Raw genomic sequence first — 17,502 nt, 5'->3', positions numbered from 1 at the left:
GGGACTGGGGTATTCCATGTGAATCTTCCTTTCTTTTTATTAGGTAAGTCACTGTGGAACATGCGTAAAAGACACAAAAAAACGCACGCTCCCAATAAGCATGCGTAAAAAACTCATGATCATTGTAGAGCTTTAGCACTATAGGGCGTAGATAGCAAATCTGCTATCAGCTACTTTGGGTTTAACCTTCACGATTAGACCTGTCCTACCAACTAAGTATCTCTCGATACTTTTGCGGCAGCAGCTTGTGTCCATATAGGAGCCTCACCTAACAATTATTTGTATAAAATGTCAGTTCGCCGGAAGTCTATCTTCCAACTACCCACATAATAACTGCTATCCTAGCCAATGTCAACCGCAACAATGGAAAATAGCACCCTTTTTTCATAGATTTTCGTTGGTTTTCAAATGAAAGGTCTTACAATAAAATAACAACGTTAAAGAACTGCTGTGATTTTATATGTGACAAAACTTCTTTTACACGAATAGATAGAGAGAAATCCTCTCAGGGCAAAACCCAGAATCCATCAAGTCACTTCGGCTATCTCATTGAAGGAGAGAATGTAATAAATTTCCAAACTCGAATAAAAAATAGACAGCCATTTAAATAAACAGCTGCCTATTTCTCTTTCATATCCGATTCTGAAAAATGATTTTTTCTATATTCTTTCGATCCAGCTCTCACGAAAAATGATCTGCTAAAATTTTCAAGATTCGCCGACTAGCTTTCCCATCGCCATAGGGATTTTCTGCATGTGCCATGGCATTGTAAGCTTCTGGATCCTCTAGTAGTCGCTTCGTTTCTTGATAAACCGCAGCTTCAGACGTACCGATCAGTTTTAACGTACCTGCAGCAATTCCTTCTGGGCGCTCTGTTGTATCTCGCAAGACCAAAACAGGAACGCCTAACGACGGTGCTTCTTCTTGGACACCACCAGAATCCGTCAAAATCAATGTGCTTTGATTGGCAACATTGTGAAAATCAATGACATCTAAAGGCTCAATCAGCGTGACATTTTCTAGTTCCCCAAGTATCTCCAAAGCAATCCCTCGGACTTGAGGATTTTTATGCATAGGAAAAACCACTTTGATGGTTGGTTTCTCCTTAGCGATCTTCGCTAAAGCGCGGAAGACTTGCTGCATCGGAACACCTAAGTTCTCGCGACGGTGCATTGTCAGAAGAATCATGGTTTGATCTGCTGCAGAAAGTTCTGGATGCTGATAGTCCTCCGAGATCGTATAACGCATCGCATCAATGGCGGTATTTCCCGTTACAAAAATTGCAGCTTTATTGCGATTTTCCGCTAATAAATTTTCTTTACTTTGGACAGTTGGCGCAAAATAAAAATCCGCTAATACATCGATCAGCTGACGATTGGCTTCCTCCGGATAAGGAGATTTTTTGTTCCATGTACGCAAACCGGCTTCCACATGCCCCACAGGAATCTGCTGATAGAAAGCTGCCGTTGCGGCTGCATAAGCTGTGGTCGTATCCCCGTGAACGAGTACGATATCAGGGGTTTCTTTTTGCAAGATAGGTTCCAGATCCAGCAAAACTTTGGTGGTAATTCCTGTCAAAGTTTGCCCTAAAGTCATAATATCCAGATCATAATCTGGTATGATTTCAAAAACCGTTAAAACTTGATCCAACATTTCTCGATGCTGCGCCGTCACCACAACGATCGATTCAAAACGCGGGTCGTTTTCCAATTCCTTTACTAGTGGCGCCATTTTGATGGCTTCCGGTCTGGTACCGAACACAGACATCACTTTGATTGTCATTTGGTCACCCGCTCCTCTACTTCTCATTGCTTCTATTATAACGAAGAAAACAGAAAAACAAAATGGTTGTTCCAACAAAAAAAAGAAACGACCGCTAAAAGGCCGTTTCTTCAGTATCCAGCTTAAATAGTATCTCCATTGAAAATCGAATTTTTCACGATTACGTAATCCACTTTACGAATCGATTCTAAATCTTTTCCACCTGCATAAGAGATCGATGACTGCAAGTCTTGCTGCATTTCAACTAACGTATCTTTTAAAGAACCTTTGTATTGAATCCAAATTTTCTTTCCTTCTACGTTTTTCTTTTCACCTTTTTGAAATTCTGATGCAGAACCAAAGTATTCTTTCATTACAACGCCATTTTCTACCTTGGTTTCCCCTGGTGATTCTTCATGCCCAGCAAACAATGAACCGATCATGACCATGGTTGCACCAAAGCGGACAGATTTAGCGATATCGCCGTGTGTCCGAATGCCACCATCTGCAATGATTGGTTTGCGAGCAGCTTTGGCACACCAGCGTAATGCTGCCAATTGCCATCCGCCAGTCCCGAAACCAGTTTTGATTTTTGTGATACAAACTTTCCCTGGTCCAATACCGACTTTTGTTGCATCTGCGCCAGCGTTTTCCAATTCACGAACTGCTTCTGGCGTTCCAACATTTCCAGCGATCACAAACGTTGCTGGTAAATGCTTCTTGATGTGTTGAATCATATTGATCACGGCGTTTGAGTGACCATGGGCAATATCGATCGTGATAAAATCAGGAACAAGCTCTTTCTCAGCTAGTTCTTCTACAAAGGCATATTCATTTTCTTTGACACCCACGCTGATTGAACTAATCAAGCCGCGGCTTTTCATTTTTTTGATGAATGGAATCCGTGCTTCTTCATCAAAGCGGTGCATAATATAAAAATAGCCATTTTCAGCTAAAAATTCTGCGATTGAATCATCAATAATTGTTTGCATATTTGCAGGAACAACAGGCATTTTAAACGAGTGTCCGCCTAATGTCACCGTGGTATCACATTCTGAACGGCTGTTCACGATACACTTGTTAGGAATCAGTTGTATATCTTCGTAATCAAAAACTTTCATGTCAAACATAAAAATATCCTCCAAATCTTACTAAGAGTGAAGCAAGCATCAAATGGCATCAGCCTATTTTTAACGCCCACAACAATTTAAACCACCTGGAAATGAAATACAAGCTTTTTAGAAATACTTTTTGAAAAAAAAGGATGAATGTTCGTCTTTCGCGAACATTCATCCTTATAACAACTGAATAAAACGGAATTTACGTATAAATTAAGGCAAGATGTTCCCTGCTGCTTTATACACTTCATACCATTCATGGCGGGTCAATACGATCGAAGAAGCTTGCGCAATTTCTTCAATTCGATGCGGGGTCATCGTTCCGGCAATCACTTGCATATTTGCTGGATGACGTAAGATCCACGCAGATGCGATGCCAGTCGGCGTTGTTTGATACTTGTTCGCTAGTTCGGTTAATTTTTCGTTTAACTCTGGGAATTTCTCGTTGCCGATAAAGACCCCTTCAAAGAAACCATACTGATACGGAGACCAAGCTTGGATCGTCATCTCATGCAAACGAGAATATTCTAGAATTTCTCCATCATGATCGACACTACCAGCATCCGTCATGTTGACATGAATTCCTTGATCGATCATTCCCGTATGCATGATCCCGAATTGCAGCTGATTCGCTACTAAAGGTTGGGAAACATATTTTTTCAATAGCTCGATTTGACCAGGTTTTTGATTGCTGACACCGAAGTATTTCACTTTACCGTCTTTTTCTAATTGGTCAAAGGCTGCTGCCACTTCTTCTGGTTCAAACAAAGTGTCAGGGCGATGCAATAATAACGCATCTAAATGATCAGTTTTCAATCGTTGCAAACTACCTTCCACAGAAGAGATAATATGCTCTTTCGAAAAATCAAACATCTCACCTGGAACGATGCCGCATTTTGATTGAACAAACAAATCTTCTCTTTTAGCTGCCGTTTTTGCTAACGCTTCTGCAAAAATCGTTTCACATTCACCGCGACCATAAATATCCGCATGGTCAAAGAAGGTAATGTCATTTTCAATCGCAGTCGTCAAGACCTTCACAGGATCTTTGGCATTGTTGATTCGCATCAATCCTAAAATCACGCTGGATACTTCTAAATCAGTGGGACCGAATTTAATTTTTTTCACGTAAAGTTCCTCCTTATTTAAACTACATTCCTATTTTATCACAACAAGATGAAAACGCTATACCAACGTCAAAAAAACCTCCCATAAAACGAAAACCACCAGCACAACCGATTGGTTCTACTGGCAGCCCTCCTTTTTTCAGTTTGTGTTATGCACAGAAATATTCTTTACTTCATCGCCTTTGATGAGTTGCTATATTGCAAGGCTTTATCGCCGATATCGTTTCGGTAATATAAGCCAGATAAAGACAACCTGCTGATTGCTTCATAGACGTTCTTTTGTGCAGCAGCTAAATTCTCAGCTGATGCTTCCACAAGAAAAACGCGCCCACCAGCTGCCGTCAAACCACCTTGGTCGGCAGCTTCATCCACTCCTGCATAAAAGAATTGCGTTCCTTCTCCTTCAGGGCTTGGGACAGGCATTCCTTGCTGATACTTGCATGGATATCCTTGAGAGGCAATCACGACACCGATCGAAGCCGATTGATTCCATTGGATCGTAGGTACTTGGTCCTGCAAGAGATCATCAATGATCTGGGCTAGACTGCTTTCTAAACGACTTAACACGACTTGTGTTTCTGGATCGCCGAAACGCGCATTGAATTCGATGACTTTCGGTCCATCATTGGTAGCAATCAGACCTGCATAAAGAATCCCCGTAAACGGTGTATTGTTGCGAATCATCCCTTTTGCTGCAGGAAGTAAAACTTCTGCTACCGCTTGATCGACCATTTCTTGCGGAATCTGCGGTACCGGCGTATAAGCCCCCATACCTCCTGTATTCGGACCTAAATCGCCATCGAAGGCACGTTTATGGTCTTGGGCAATGACCATTGGATAGACGGCTTCGCCCTTCACAAATGCCAATAGCGAAAACTCTTCTCCAGCCAAAAACTCTTCGATCACCACTTTTGCACCACTTTCACCGAAAGCATTTTGCTCCAGCATCGCTTCGACTGCTGCGTTTGCTTCTTCAATGGTTTCCGCGACAACCACACCTTTGCCCGCCGCTAAACCATCTGCTTTGATGACGATTGGCGCACCTTTACGTTGGATATAGGCTTTTGCCTGGGCACTATCTGTAAAGCTTTGATAGTCTGCTGTTGGAATGTGATTGGTTCGCATCAATTCTTTGGCAAACTCTTTTGATCCTTCAATCATCGCTGCTTGGCGATTGGGGCCAAAAATTTCCAAGCCCGCCCCCTGAAAATCATCTACGATGCCATTTAGCAACGGAACTTCCGGACCAACGAAGGTCCAATCAACCTCCTGCTCTTGAGCAAAAGCAATTAGACTTTCATGATCGGACTCTTCAATTGCGACTGTCTTAATCCCGTCTTTTCGCATACCGGGATTGCCCTTCGCACAAAAGACTGTTTCCACTTGAGGATCCTGCAGAAACTTTTTTGCGACGGCATGCTCTCTACCGCCACTACCAATAACAAGTATTTTCATCGTCTTCTCCTATTTCTTAGTGTTTAAAATGACGAACACCAGTAAAGACCATCGCCACACCGTATTTATCTGCCATGTCGATCGACTCTTGATCTTTGATACTGCCACCAGGTTGAATAATCGCTTTGATTCCTTGTTGCGCTGCATATTCAACACTGTCATCCATTGGGAAAAAGGCGTCGCTTGCCAGCACTGAACCAGCCAGTTTATTGTTTTCACGGGCTTGTTCGACGGCGATTTTCACCGAACCCACGCGGTTCATTTGACCAGCGCCGATCCCGACGGTTTGCTGTTGATTGGCTAAAACGATGGCATTAGATTTCACGTGTTTCACCGCTTTCCAAGCAAAAGCCAAAGCTGCGCTTTCTTCTGTTGTTGGCTTTCTCTTTGTCACCACGGTCCAATCTTCTGGTGTTTCCATTTGATCATCTGGTTCTTGCACCAATAAGCCCCCAAGGACAGAGACAACTTCTGGCTGTTTGACTGCTTTTTCGAAATCAACAACCAGCAGGCGCAGATTTTTTTTCTTCGTTAAGATTTCTAGTGCTTCTTCTTCAAATGCAGGTGCAATGATGATCTCAAGAAAAATCCGCTGCAGTTGCTCCGCAGTTGCCACATCAACTGGACGATTCAAAACAATGATCCCGCCAAAAATCGACACTGGGTCTGCTTCGTAAGCTTCTTGGAAAGCTTCAGCAATCGTTTCTCCACTTCCGATTCCACATGGATTCATGTGCTTGAGGGCTACCGCAGTCGGCTCTGTAAATTCTTCTGCGATCCGCAAGGCAGCATCAGCATCTTTAATGTTGTTGTAAGACAATTCTTTGCCGTGGATTTGTTTTGCGCTGGCAATCGAATAGGGCACGGGTAATGCATCTTGATAGAAGGAAGCTTTCTGATGACTATTTTCACCATAACGCAATTTTTGTTTCAAAACATAGGTTTTCGTCAAGGTCTCTGTTTCTGTTTCAGCCACCGCTTTGGTCAAGTATTCACCAATCAAGGCATCGTAAGCGGCGGTATGGCGGAAGACTTTGGCAGCTAATTTCTTTCTTGATGCCAAAGTCGTATTGCCTTCCTTCAGCTCAGTTAAAACCCAGTCGTAATCCTCGGGATCAACGATAACAGTTACTGAGGCATGATTTTTCGCCGCAGAACGTAGCATGCTTGGTCCGCCGATGTCGATATTTTCGATTGCGTCGGCTTCTGTGACGTCAAGCTTACTGATGGTTTCTTTAAATGGATAAAGATTGACGACAACAAGGTCGATCGGTAAAATGCCATGCTCAGCCATTGCCTCCATATGAGAAGGCAGATCACGCCGTCCTAACAGACCACCATGCACCCGTGGATGTAGCGTCTTGACCCTACCATCCATCATTTCAGGAAATTCTGTGACCGCTTCGATGCCGATCGGTTGAAGCCCCGCTTGTTCCAAGGCCGTTTTTGTCCCGCCAGTTGAGATAATCTCAAATCCTAAATTGGTCAATTCTTGGACAAATGGTACGAGTCCTTCTTTGTCAGACACACTGATTAATGCACGTTTATTCACGATTCGATAGCCCCTTTTCCACGATTTCAGCTAAAACAGCTGGATAGATTTGATGTTCTACTTGATGAATTTTTTCTGTCACATTTGCTAATGTATCGTCGGTGTCGATCCGAACGATTTCTTGGGCAATGATTGGCCCTGTGTCAATGCCGGCATCGACATAATGAACCGTCACTCCCGTCACTTTCACGCCGTAAGCGAAGGCATCGGCGATCCCAGATTTACCTGGGAAACTCGGCAACAAGGAGGGATGGATATTGATGACTCTGCCTTCATAAGCGGATAATAGAGTGTTGCCGATGATTCGCATATACCCTGCTAAAACAATAAAATCGATGGCATGATCCTGCAATTCTTCGATCAATTTATTTTCAAAGGCTGCTTTTGATGCAAATGCCGCTGGCTCTATGACAAGCGTTTCATAGTCTCTCGCGCGGGCTTTTTCTATTACTGGCGCTGTAGGTTTATCGGAAAAGACCAACCCGATCTGCGCTCCTTTGATTTTATTTGCTTGGATCGCATCGGCGATTGCTGTAAAATTGCTGCCCGTTCCAGAAGCAAAGACGGCGATCCTCATCGGACTGCCTCTTTGAAGCAAACGGCTTCGTTGTTACGTTTGGTCACTTTACCGATCCGGTATGCTTGTTCTTCATTGGCGGATAGAAGTGCCATCACAGCCGCAACATTTTCTGGCGCAACGGCTATGACCATACCGATACCCATATTGAAAATCTCGAACATTTCTTGATGAGGAATCGCGCCATGAGTAGCGATCATATCAAATATTGGCAACTGCGGCCAAGTGTCTAAGGCGATTTCTGCCGCAAGTCCTTCAGGCAGCATCCGTGGGATATTTTCAACAAAGCCGCCACCAGTGATATGAGAAATTCCAGCTAACAATCCTTCTGTCAATAAAGGTTTCAGTGCATCAACGTAAATTCTCGTTGGCGTCAATAAACTTTCTGCAAGCGTTTGGTTGCCAAGTTCCGCAAACGTTTCTGCTCCTGTATAGCCATGCTGTTCAAAAAAGATTTTTCTGACTAAAGAGTACCCATTGGAGTGAATGCCTGAAGAAGGCAAACCAATCAGCTCATCGCCCTCTTTGATGGTTTCTCCAGTGATCAACCGACTTTTTTCGACGATCCCTACGGCGAAACCAGCAAGATCATATTCTTCCGGCTGATACATCCCCGGCATTTCAGCGGTTTCTCCACCAATCAGGGCAGCACCCGCTTGCACACAGCCCTCTGCGACACCAGCAATGATTTGTTCGATCTTTGCCGGATCGTTTTTACCAACTGCAACATAGTCAAGGAAGTAGATAGGTTCTGCCCCTTGAGCGACGATATCATTCACACACATCGCGACGCAATCAATGCCGATCGTTGTGTGCTGTTCTTGTTGGATCGCCAACAAAAGCTTGGTTCCTACACCATCAGTCCCAGAAACGAGTACCGGTTCTTTCAATTGGTACGATGATAAGTCAAAACAGCCACCAAAGCCCCCGATTGCCCCCATCACGCCTAGCCGTTCTGTTCGTTTCACATGCTTTTTGATCCGTTCGACTACTTCATAACCGGCTTCGACATCGACACCGGCTTTTGCATATGCATTTGCCACGTTCGTTCCTCCTCAATCATTCATCCGCTTTTCTTCATTCAGCTCATTCGTCATTCGTCGTTAACGCAAGTAAACCAGCGGTCCTTCACTGCTTCGTTTGAAAAACCATTTTTGCCTACTATTTATTCAGCTTATTCAGCTAAAGACGCGAGATAGTTTTCTTCATAATCATACAAAGGGGTTGGATAATCGCCATTGAAATAGGCCATACACAATCCTGAGTAAGGTGCGTCGAAATCTAAACCGATCGCTTCGATCAACCCGTCTTCACTTAAAAAGGCCAAAGAATCTGCTTCGATTTTTTCACAAATCTCAGCTTCCGTATATTTGGCTGCGATCAATTCTTTTCTCGTTTGAATGTCGATCCCGTAAAAACATGGATAGCGCAAAGGCGGCGAACCGATACGCACATGAACTTCTTTGGCACCTGCCTCTTTTAGCAGTTGCACGATACGGCGGCTGGTGGTTCCTCGGACGATCGAATCGTCGACTAGAATCACTCGTTTGCCTTCGACTACGCCACGAACAGCTGAGAGCTTCATTCGCACGCCTTGCTCTCTTAACTCCTGTGTCGGTTGAATAAACGTTCGTGCAATGTATTGATTTTTTACTAAGCCCAATTCATAAGGAATACCTGAAGCTTCAGCGTACCCGCTGGCAGCAGATAAGGATGAATTCGGTACACCAATGACCATATCCGCTTCGATCGGTGCCTCTTGTGCCAAGCGACGGCCCATATTTTTACGGGCACGATGGACGTTGACGCCAGCGATGTTGGAATCAGGACGGGCAAAATAAATAAACTCCATCGAACAAATCGCCGGCTGTACTTCTTGGGTATACTGCTCGATTTGAATGCCTGCATCATCAATGATCACGACTTCGCCCGGTCGTACATCACGAATAAATTCCGCACCGATGACTTCCAACGCACAGGTTTCTGAAGCCACCACATAGGCACCATTGACCATTTTCCCGATTGACAATGGCCGAAAGCCATTGGGATCTAGTGCTGCGATCATGGCATTTTCCGTCAGTAAAAGGTACGCAAATCCACCTTTAACTTGATTTAACGCCTCCTTGACCCGATCCATAAAAAGCGGTTCTTCGCTGCGACGGATCAAGTGCATGAGAATCTCTGTATCGGAATTCGAGTGGAAAATCGCACCAGCCTCTTCTAAGGATTTCCGTAGACTTTTCGCATTCGTCAAGTTGCCATTATGAGCTAAGCCAATCTGCTGATCAAAAAATTTGAATAAAAATGGTTGAATATTATCAACGCTACCATTACCAGCAGTTGCGTAACGAACGTGACCAATGGCAGCATCTCCTGTCAGACGCTGGAGGACACGTTCATCCGAAAACACTTCCGCTAGCAACCCTAAATCACGGTGACCATTGAGTTTTCCCGCATCATTCGTGACGATCCCAGCACCTTCTTGGCCGCGATGTTGCAAACTGTGTAGTCCGAAGTAGGTGACACGAGCGGCATCTGGATGACCCCAAACACCAAAAACCCCACATTCCTCGTTGAGGCTCTTTACTTCATTAAACATGGAATGGTTTCCTCCCATTTCAATTTCGCCTCAGTAAGGGGCATCTCGATCGTATCATCTTGTGCTTGCATGCGAATCTGGCCATCAGCAGTCACTTCCCCGATCGCTATTGCAGCAGCACCTACCAGTGCTTCAAAAGCTGTTTGCTTATCAGGTGCGACTGAAAGCACAAAACGGGATTGGGTTTCTGAAAACAATTGTGCTGCTGGCAATGACACGGTCACATTTAGACCAAAGCCCTTGTCAAAAGCGGATTCGGCTAAAGCGATCGCTAAACCACCTTCGGCACAGTCGTGGGCACTTTGAACAAGACCTGCTTGGATCGCTGCGGTAACCAAATGTTGGTTCGTTTTTTCTGTTTCAAGATCAAAGGACATTAAACGCCCAGCGATCTTTCCTGTCTGCAGTTTTTGCAATTCAGACCCATTGAAATCAGCATGGGTTTCCCCTAGGACATAGATCACATCCCCTGCTGCTTGGAAATGCTGCGTCGTGATATGCGCCAGCTCTTCGATCAATCCGACCATCCCAATTACAGGCGTTGGATAGACCGATTGTCCGTCCGTTTCGTTGTATAAGGAGACGTTCCCAGAGATTACTGGTGTCTCTAGTACACGACAAGCTTCTGAGATCCCGTCAGCAGCCGTAGATAACTCCCAGAATCCTTCTGGTTTATCTGGCGAGCCGAAGTTAAGGCAGTCAGTGATCGCCAATGGACGCCCACCGGAAGCGACGATATTTCGAGCAGCTTCTGCAACTGCGATCTGTCCGCCGACTTCAGGATCTAAGTAAAGGTAACGAGCATTACAGTCAGTCGTCATCGCCAAGGCTTTATTGGTTCCCTTGATTCGTAAAACGGCCGCATCACTGCCGGGTCCTACCACGGTATTGGTACGAACTTGCGAATCGTAGGTTTCAAAAATCGAGCGTTTCGAAGCGATCGTCGGCTGCTGCAGCAGATCCGCAAATACAGACGTTGCTGAATGAATCACTGGAACAAAGTCCGGTGTTTCCTTAAACACTTTGATCCGTGCTGGTTCTGCCATCTCTTTGTAGTAAGTCGGTGCATCTTCAGCTAAAGCATCCACTGGTAAATTAGCGACTTCCTGTCCATGATGGAACAAACGATAGTTGCCATCATCCGTCACTTCACCGATCACGACTGCTTCTAGATCGTATTTATTAAAGAGGGCTTCCACTTCAGCTTCATGCCCTTTTTTGACACAGATCAGCATCCGCTCTTGGGATTCTGACAACATCATTTCATAAGGCGTCATATTGGTTTCTCGTTGTGGAACATCATCTAATGTTAAGCGCAAACCTGATCCGGCTTTTGATGCCATCTCGGCACTAGAAGAAACCAATCCAGCAGCGCCCATATCTTGAATCCCGACTAAAATGTCCGAATGATCCACGATCAATTCCAAACAAGCTTCCAACAAGAGTTTTTCCATAAAAGGATCACCGACTTGTACGGCGGAACGTTGTTGTTCTTCTCCTTCGACAAATTCTTCCGATGCAAAAGTCGCCCCGTGTATCCCGTCGCGTCCTGTTTTTGCGCCGACATACATGATGGTGTTTCCAACACCTTTGGCTTGCCCTTTTTGAATATCCTTGTGAGCAATGATCCCTACACACATGGCATTGACTAATGGATTGCCTTCATAACAAGGATCAAATGCCACTTCACCACCGACGGTCGGAATCCCAATACAGTTGCCATAGCCACTGATCCCAGCAACGACTTCTTCCAAAAGATATTTCGTTCTTGGATTATCTAACTCACCAAATCGTAAGGAGTCTAAAACAGCAATCGGTCTTGCTCCCATACTGAAGATGTCGCGGATGATTCCACCAACACCAGTTGCTGCTCCTTCATAAGGTTCCACCGCAGAAGGATGATTATGGCTTTCCGCTTTAAATACGACAGCTAGATCATCGCCGATATCCACGATACCCGCACCTTCTCCCGGACCTTGCAGTACTTGCGGCCCATCTGTCGGGAATTTCCGCAAAACAGGTTTGGAATTTTTGTAAGAACAATGTTCACTCCACATCACTGAAAAGAGTCCAGTTTCGGTATAGTTTGGTAAACGTCCCAAAATATCTTCTGAGATCATCCGATATTCTTCTTGGGTCAATCCCCATTGCTCGTATAATTTCGTGTCTTTGATTTCTTGTGGTGTAGGTTCTTTTACGATCATTTTATCCATTTACCGGCACCTTCCCAAAATTTTTCAATAATGAAGCAAAAAACTTCTTGCCATCTTCTGAGCCTAATAAACTTTCCATCGCTCGTTCTGGATGAGGCATCATGCCTAGGACATTGCCTGCTTTGTTGCAGATACCAGCGATATTGTGTAGACTGCCGTTGACGTTATCTTCATAACGGAAAACGATTTGATTGTTGGCAACCAATTCCTGATAAGTCGTTTCATCACAATAATAATTGCCCTCACCATGAGCGACAGGAAGCGTAATGACTTGATCCGTTTCATATTCAGAAGTAAAAGCTGTTCGATTATTCACTTGCAGACGGACCGGCTTGCAAATAAAATGCAATGATTCATTTCTTTGTAAAACCCCTGGTAACAAGCCCGCTTCCGTTAAAATTTGAAACCCATTGCAGGTACCAAAGACAGGTTTGCCTTCATTTGCCAAACGAATGACCTCTGACATGATCGTAGAAAAACGGGCAATCGCTCCGCATCTTAAGTAATCACCATAAGAAAATCCTCCTGGAAGCAAAACACCGTCAAAACCGGCTAAGCTTTCTGCATCATGGCGCACATATTCTGCTTCTGCCCCCATGATATCTTTGATTGCCCACATCAAATCAACATCACAATTTGATCCAGGAAAGACGATCACTGCAAATTTCATAGGGCTGCTTCCTCCATTTGAACTATTTCATAACGGTAGGTTTCCATATTGACGTTTGCTAAAAGTTTGTCACAGATCGCTTCAATCTCCTCTGCTACTGCTGCTTGTGTTTGATTGTTGGAAGGTGTCACTTTGATTTCAAAGTATTTCCCGATGCGAATATCACTGACATCTTGATATCCTAAGCGATGAACAGCTCCTTTGACGGCTTCTCCTTGAGGGTCCAAAACAGATTCCTTATAAGTGACGTAAACTTTGACTAAATACATGTTGAATTCTCCTTTTCTAAACGATTTAAAACTTCTTCATAAACAGGAACGATGTCCCCTAAATCACGACGATAGACATCTTTATCAAGATGTTCATTTGTACCCATATCCCATAAGCGGCAAGTATCTGGTGAGATCTCATCAGCCAGGAGCAACTCGCCCTTCTTGGTTTTGCCGATCTCGATTTTAAAATCGATCAGTTGAATCTGGATACTTGCAAAGATTTCCAGTAACGCAGCGTTGACTTGTAGCGCCAGTTTTTTGATCTGGTCCAGTTCCTCTTTTGTAGCAAGACCCAGATAGAACACATGATCGTCATTGATAAACGGATCATCTAAGCGATCCTCTTTGTAGTAAAACTCCACGATCGGCTTTGGCAGTCTGGTTCCTTCTTCGATGCCCAAGCGTTTTGAAAAACTACCAGCAGCCGTATTGCGAACAACGACTTCTAAAGGAATCATGGTGACAGCTCGAATTAATTGTTCGTGTTTAGACACTAATTGAAGAAAGTGACTTGGGACATTTTTATCAGCTAAACGCTGAAAAAGATGCGCAGTGATCTGATTGTTTAGGGCACCCTTCCCTGCGACTGCATCTTTCTTTAAACCGTTCAGCGCAGTTGCTTGGTCCAGATAAAGGACTCTCAACACATCTTCTTCGTTGGTTTTAAACAATTTCTTGGCTTTTCCTTCATAAAGAAGCACTTCTGATTCCATATTCCACCTCAGTTAAGTATTATTTTTCACATAGCGATGACACACATCTTTATTTGTTTATTATTCTAACAACGCTGAAAAAGCGGGTCAACGATTATCTGTACATTTACACATTAATAAACACGAATGTTCGCCTTTTATCCCGTCAAACAAGTTTACCTCTCCCGTTTGACTGGCGAAGGGTTTTATAAAGCGTTTACAACATTCTATTTTCATGCTATATTTAGGTCGTATTGTAGCTACATTCAAGGAGGAGTACTATATGTGGTCGCTAAAGAATCGTGCTGAACTTTTTTTAGCTCATTTAACAGACAAAGAAAAACAACAGCTCCATAACGAATTATTGGCCGTGCAGCAAATCCTTTCCATTAATCAACAAACGAGTTTCTATGTATTCAGTCCCTTCAAAAAAGGGGCACGTCCTCACTATGCAGAAGAACAAAAAAGAGTTCTACAATTTCAAAATGGCCGCAATGACGAATTGATCATTCACCAGATACATCGTCAAAGCTTATTTAAACATACGTATTCTTTCCGTATTTATTTTAATTTAGAAGAAATGGACTTTTCTTTTTTAGACGATCTTTTGCATCTTTTGAAGGAACAAAGTCAAGCCCCTACCTTTAACTTAAGTCACGCTACGCACTGATGGGTGATCACTAAATAAAAATAAGATAAAAAAAACAAAAGCCCGAAATTTTACGGGCTTTTTTTGTTATACTGTTTTCAGACAAAAGAAAGGACACGATTATGCTATTTACAAAACAGTCATTTGATGCTTTTGCTTTAGAAACATTAGAAGAAAGAATGGAAAAAATCCGTTCAGAGATCCAGCCGGTTTTCCAAATCATCGGCGAGGCAGCGATCCCATTATTTGAAGAAAGCTGTCAAGAACCTTTTTATTTGCATATCGCACAGCATCGGCGTAGAACCGTCTACCCTCCTGCCGAAACGTGGGCGGGGATCGGCCCTAACAAGCGTGGTTATAAAATGGATGCCCACTTTCAAATTGGGATCAATCAAGCGTATGTCTTTGTTTGGCTCAGTGTGATCGATCAACCGAAAAATCAAGCAACGATCGCGGAATCTTGGCTGGCTCAAAAAGAATTATTTGATCAATTGCCAGCAGACTTTACGCTATCTCCTGATCATACCAAGTATGACCACTCTCCAATCGCTAAATGGCCAACCTACTTAGAACGATTACAGAAAGTCAAAAAAAGTGAACTTCAAATTGGCAAGATCTTTCCAAAAGAAATGATCGAAGACGTTGAAATGGCGGATATTTTAGCAGTTTATCAAACGCTGTTGCCGCTTTATCACGCCCGTTTGTCGGCACTAAAGGAGGAACAATAATATGTCAGAAAACCGGCGCTCTCGCAAAGAAAAACCAGCGAAAAAACCTAAGCGTTTCGTCTGGCTGGCACTCCCTGCCGCCTTATTAGTACTTGGTGGCGGTTATTATGGCTATACAGTCTATCAAAATCGACAAGAAGAAGCAGCAGCAAAAAAAGTCCTCAATTCCTTTATCGGTGCTATATCTGATCAGAAGTACAGCGATCTATCTGCTTTACTGACCGAAGAAAGTTTGGAATCAAACGGCTTTACCGCAGACGAAGTCTCAGCAAAATACGAAGCGATTTTCACTGGTATCGGTGCCGAATCATTTAAAGCTTCAGGAATTGAGCTAACGCCCGATGATAAGGATTCCGATCAATTCAATTTCCAATACAACGGTTCCTTAACCACCTCGTTAGGTGAATTAACCGAGCTGTCTTATAGTGGCACGATTACTCTGGCTGATGACCAAGCCAAGATCGATTGGTCGCCTCAATTGATTTTTCCGGGAATGGAAGGACAAGACAAAGTTAGTATCTCTGTAGATAATGCCACACGTGGAGAAATCTTAGACCGAAACAACGAACCGCTAGCAGAAAATGGCACGCTCTATCAACTAGGCGTCATTCCAGGACAGCTGGGTACGGGAGACGAAAAAACCGCCAATATCAAAGCAATCGCGGAGCGTTTTGACCTAACAGAAGATGCGATCGATCAAGCATTGGCTCAATCGTGGGTCCAAGATGAGTTGTTCGTTCCCTTGAAGATTATCGAACCAACCGATGAAATGCCAACTGGAACAAGTTTAAAAGAAACGACGGGACGGACTTATCCTCTTGGAGAAGCCGCTGCCCAGTTGATTGGTTATCTAGGGAACGTGACTGCAGAAGATATAGAAAAAGATGAAACACTAGCAAGTAACGGACAAATTGGTCGTAGTGGTCTGGAAGCTGCCTTTGACAAAGAGTTGCGGGGCGAAAATGGCGGAAAAATCGCCATCACTGATGAAGACGGTGCTGAAAAATCGGTTCTTTTAGAAAAAGAACGGGCAGATGGTAAAGATATCCAACTGACCATTGACGCACAAGCCCAAAAGACAGCTTTTGACGCCTTACAAAATCAGGCGGGCTCCACGGTCGTCACAGAACCAAAAACCGGTGATCTGCTAGTATTAGCCAGCTCACCAAGTTATGATCCCAATAAAATGACCCAAGGAATCTCACAAGAAGACTATGATGCATATGAACAAAATGAAGACTTGCCTTTCATCAGCCGATTTGCTACGGCCTATGCACCAGGTTCGACCTTTAAGACCATCACGGCAGCGATTGGCTTAGAAAATGGTACGATCGACCCTACCCAAAGTATTGCGATCGATGGATTGAAGTGGCAAAAAGACAGCTCGTGGGGGGACTACTTTGTCACCAGAGTCAGCGACGTAGCTTCTGTCAATCTAAAAGATGCACTGGTTTACTCTGATAACATCTATATGGCACAACAAACCTTAGCTATGGGTGAAGATGCTTTTCGTAACGGTTTGTCGAAATTGATTTTTGGTGAAACGTTGGATTTACCGATTGCGATGAATCCTGCTCAAATTTCCAATGAAGACTCCTTCAACTCAGAGATTTTACTGGCAGATACCGGCTATGGACAAGGAGAACTGTTACTGAATCCCATTCAGCAAGCTGCTGCTTATTCGGTCTTTGCCAATCAAGGAAAACTGGTTTATCCTCGTTTATTGAAAGAGACAGAACAAAAGGACAAAGAAGTCTTTAAAGCAGAGACGATTGAGCAAATCAATCAAGATTTAACGGCGGTTGTCTCAGATGCCAACGGAACGGCACACTCTTTGGCAGCGCTGAACATTCCACTAGCTGCCAAAACAGGAACTGCTGAAATCAAAGAAAAGCAAGATGAAAAAGGCCAAGAAAACAGCTTCTTATTCGCCTTCGATTCGCAAGATCAAGGATTTCTGATGGTTTCCATGTTAGAAGATCGCCAGGATAACCAATCAGCAACTGGTTTAGCACCTGATCTATTGTCCTACTTAGCTGAAAATTATTAAAAAAGCCGCAACCTTAAGACGGAGGTCTCAAGGTTGCAG

At 43.8% G+C, this 17,502-nt stretch carries 15 protein-coding genes and 1 riboswitch; of the genes, 3 read left to right on the top strand and 12 right to left on the bottom strand.

Features of this window, described 5'->3' with window-relative positions; all coding sequences use genetic code 11:
- Positions 1-111: 111 nt before the first annotated feature.
- Positions 112-283, bottom strand: a riboswitch (M-box (ykoK) riboswitch).
- 398 nt (positions 284-681) lie between these two features.
- From wecB to purC, 12 genes are all read right to left on the bottom strand, one after another.
- Positions 682-1,782 carry a non-hydrolyzing UDP-N-acetylglucosamine 2-epimerase gene (wecB, locus tag IGJ12_RS07385; RefSeq protein WP_008381437.1) on the bottom strand — a complete coding sequence of 367 codons (1,101 nt, stop codon included), beginning with the start codon at positions 1,780-1,782 and terminating at the stop codon, positions 682-684.
- A 122-nt stretch (positions 1,783-1,904) separates the two neighbouring features.
- Complete coding sequence (gene guaC / locus IGJ12_RS07380; RefSeq protein ID WP_080555199.1) at positions 1,905-2,882, bottom strand: GMP reductase; 978 nt, start codon at positions 2,880-2,882, stop codon at positions 1,905-1,907.
- A gap of 210 nt (positions 2,883-3,092) precedes the next feature.
- On the bottom strand, positions 3,093-4,007 hold the full coding sequence (locus IGJ12_RS07375; protein ID WP_430619525.1) for an aldo/keto reductase: 915 nt from the start codon (positions 4,005-4,007) through the stop codon (positions 3,093-3,095).
- A gap of 167 nt (positions 4,008-4,174) precedes the next feature.
- The gene (purD, locus tag IGJ12_RS07370; RefSeq protein WP_430619524.1) at positions 4,175-5,461 is read right to left on the bottom strand and encodes a phosphoribosylamine--glycine ligase; all 1,287 of its coding nucleotides are present in this window, start codon (positions 5,459-5,461) and stop codon (positions 4,175-4,177) included.
- Positions 5,462-5,477: 16 nt separating this feature from the next.
- Complete coding sequence (purH, locus tag IGJ12_RS07365; RefSeq protein WP_430619523.1) at positions 5,478-7,013, bottom strand: bifunctional phosphoribosylaminoimidazolecarboxamide formyltransferase/IMP cyclohydrolase; 1,536 nt, start codon at positions 7,011-7,013, stop codon at positions 5,478-5,480.
- Positions 7,006-7,590, bottom strand: coding sequence for a phosphoribosylglycinamide formyltransferase (gene purN / locus IGJ12_RS07360; protein ID WP_086317291.1), 585 nt, complete (start codon positions 7,588-7,590; stop codon positions 7,006-7,008). The genes purH and purN overlap by 8 nt, the downstream gene beginning before the upstream one ends.
- Complete coding sequence (gene purM / locus IGJ12_RS07355; RefSeq protein ID WP_087664213.1) at positions 7,587-8,633, bottom strand: phosphoribosylformylglycinamidine cyclo-ligase; 1,047 nt, start codon at positions 8,631-8,633, stop codon at positions 7,587-7,589. The genes purN and purM overlap by 4 nt, the downstream gene beginning before the upstream one ends.
- A gap of 131 nt (positions 8,634-8,764) precedes the next feature.
- On the bottom strand, positions 8,765-10,189 hold the full coding sequence (purF, locus tag IGJ12_RS07350) for an amidophosphoribosyltransferase (protein WP_005236394.1): 1,425 nt from the start codon (positions 10,187-10,189) through the stop codon (positions 8,765-8,767).
- On the bottom strand, positions 10,174-12,402 hold the full coding sequence (gene purL / locus IGJ12_RS07345) for a phosphoribosylformylglycinamidine synthase subunit PurL (RefSeq protein WP_176374277.1): 2,229 nt from the start codon (positions 12,400-12,402) through the stop codon (positions 10,174-10,176). The genes purF and purL overlap by 16 nt, the downstream gene beginning before the upstream one ends.
- Positions 12,395-13,072: a phosphoribosylformylglycinamidine synthase subunit PurQ gene (gene purQ / locus IGJ12_RS07340; protein ID WP_016613328.1), complete on the bottom strand. Its 678-nt coding sequence runs from the start codon at positions 13,070-13,072 to the stop codon at positions 12,395-12,397. Before purQ ends, purL begins: the two co-directional genes overlap by 8 nt.
- Positions 13,069-13,341 carry a phosphoribosylformylglycinamidine synthase subunit PurS gene (gene purS / locus IGJ12_RS07335; RefSeq protein ID WP_005230018.1) on the bottom strand — a complete coding sequence of 91 codons (273 nt, stop codon included), beginning with the start codon at positions 13,339-13,341 and terminating at the stop codon, positions 13,069-13,071. The genes purQ and purS overlap by 4 nt, the downstream gene beginning before the upstream one ends.
- Positions 13,332-14,057, bottom strand: a complete 726-nt coding sequence (gene purC, locus IGJ12_RS07330) for a phosphoribosylaminoimidazolesuccinocarboxamide synthase (protein WP_016620872.1) — start codon at positions 14,055-14,057, stop codon at positions 13,332-13,334. Before purC ends, purS begins: the two co-directional genes overlap by 10 nt.
- 214 nt (positions 14,058-14,271) lie before the next feature.
- Here purC and IGJ12_RS07325 point away from each other — a divergent pair, with 214 nt between their 5' ends.
- The 3 genes from IGJ12_RS07325 to IGJ12_RS07315 all read left to right on the top strand — a co-directional run bounded on the left by IGJ12_RS07325 (position 14,272) and on the right by IGJ12_RS07315 (position 17,463).
- A complete protein-coding gene (locus IGJ12_RS07325; protein WP_005236409.1) occupies positions 14,272-14,706 on the top strand; it encodes a hypothetical protein in 435 nt (144 codons plus the stop codon).
- Positions 14,707-14,807: 101 nt separating this feature from the next.
- Positions 14,808-15,413, top strand: a complete 606-nt coding sequence (locus IGJ12_RS07320; RefSeq protein WP_430619522.1) for a DUF1054 domain-containing protein — start codon at positions 14,808-14,810, stop codon at positions 15,411-15,413.
- A 1-nt stretch (position 15,414) separates the two neighbouring features.
- Positions 15,415-17,463: a penicillin-binding transpeptidase domain-containing protein gene (locus tag IGJ12_RS07315; protein ID WP_430619521.1), complete on the top strand. Its 2,049-nt coding sequence runs from the start codon at positions 15,415-15,417 to the stop codon at positions 17,461-17,463.
- Positions 17,464-17,502 lie beyond the last annotated feature (39 nt).

Source organism: Enterococcus sp. DIV0802b (assembly GCF_050543535.1).
In the GTDB taxonomy this organism is placed as follows: Bacteria; Bacillota; Bacilli; order Lactobacillales; family Enterococcaceae; genus Enterococcus_D; species Enterococcus_D entomosocium.
This window is presented reverse-complemented; position numbering and strand designations above follow the sequence as displayed.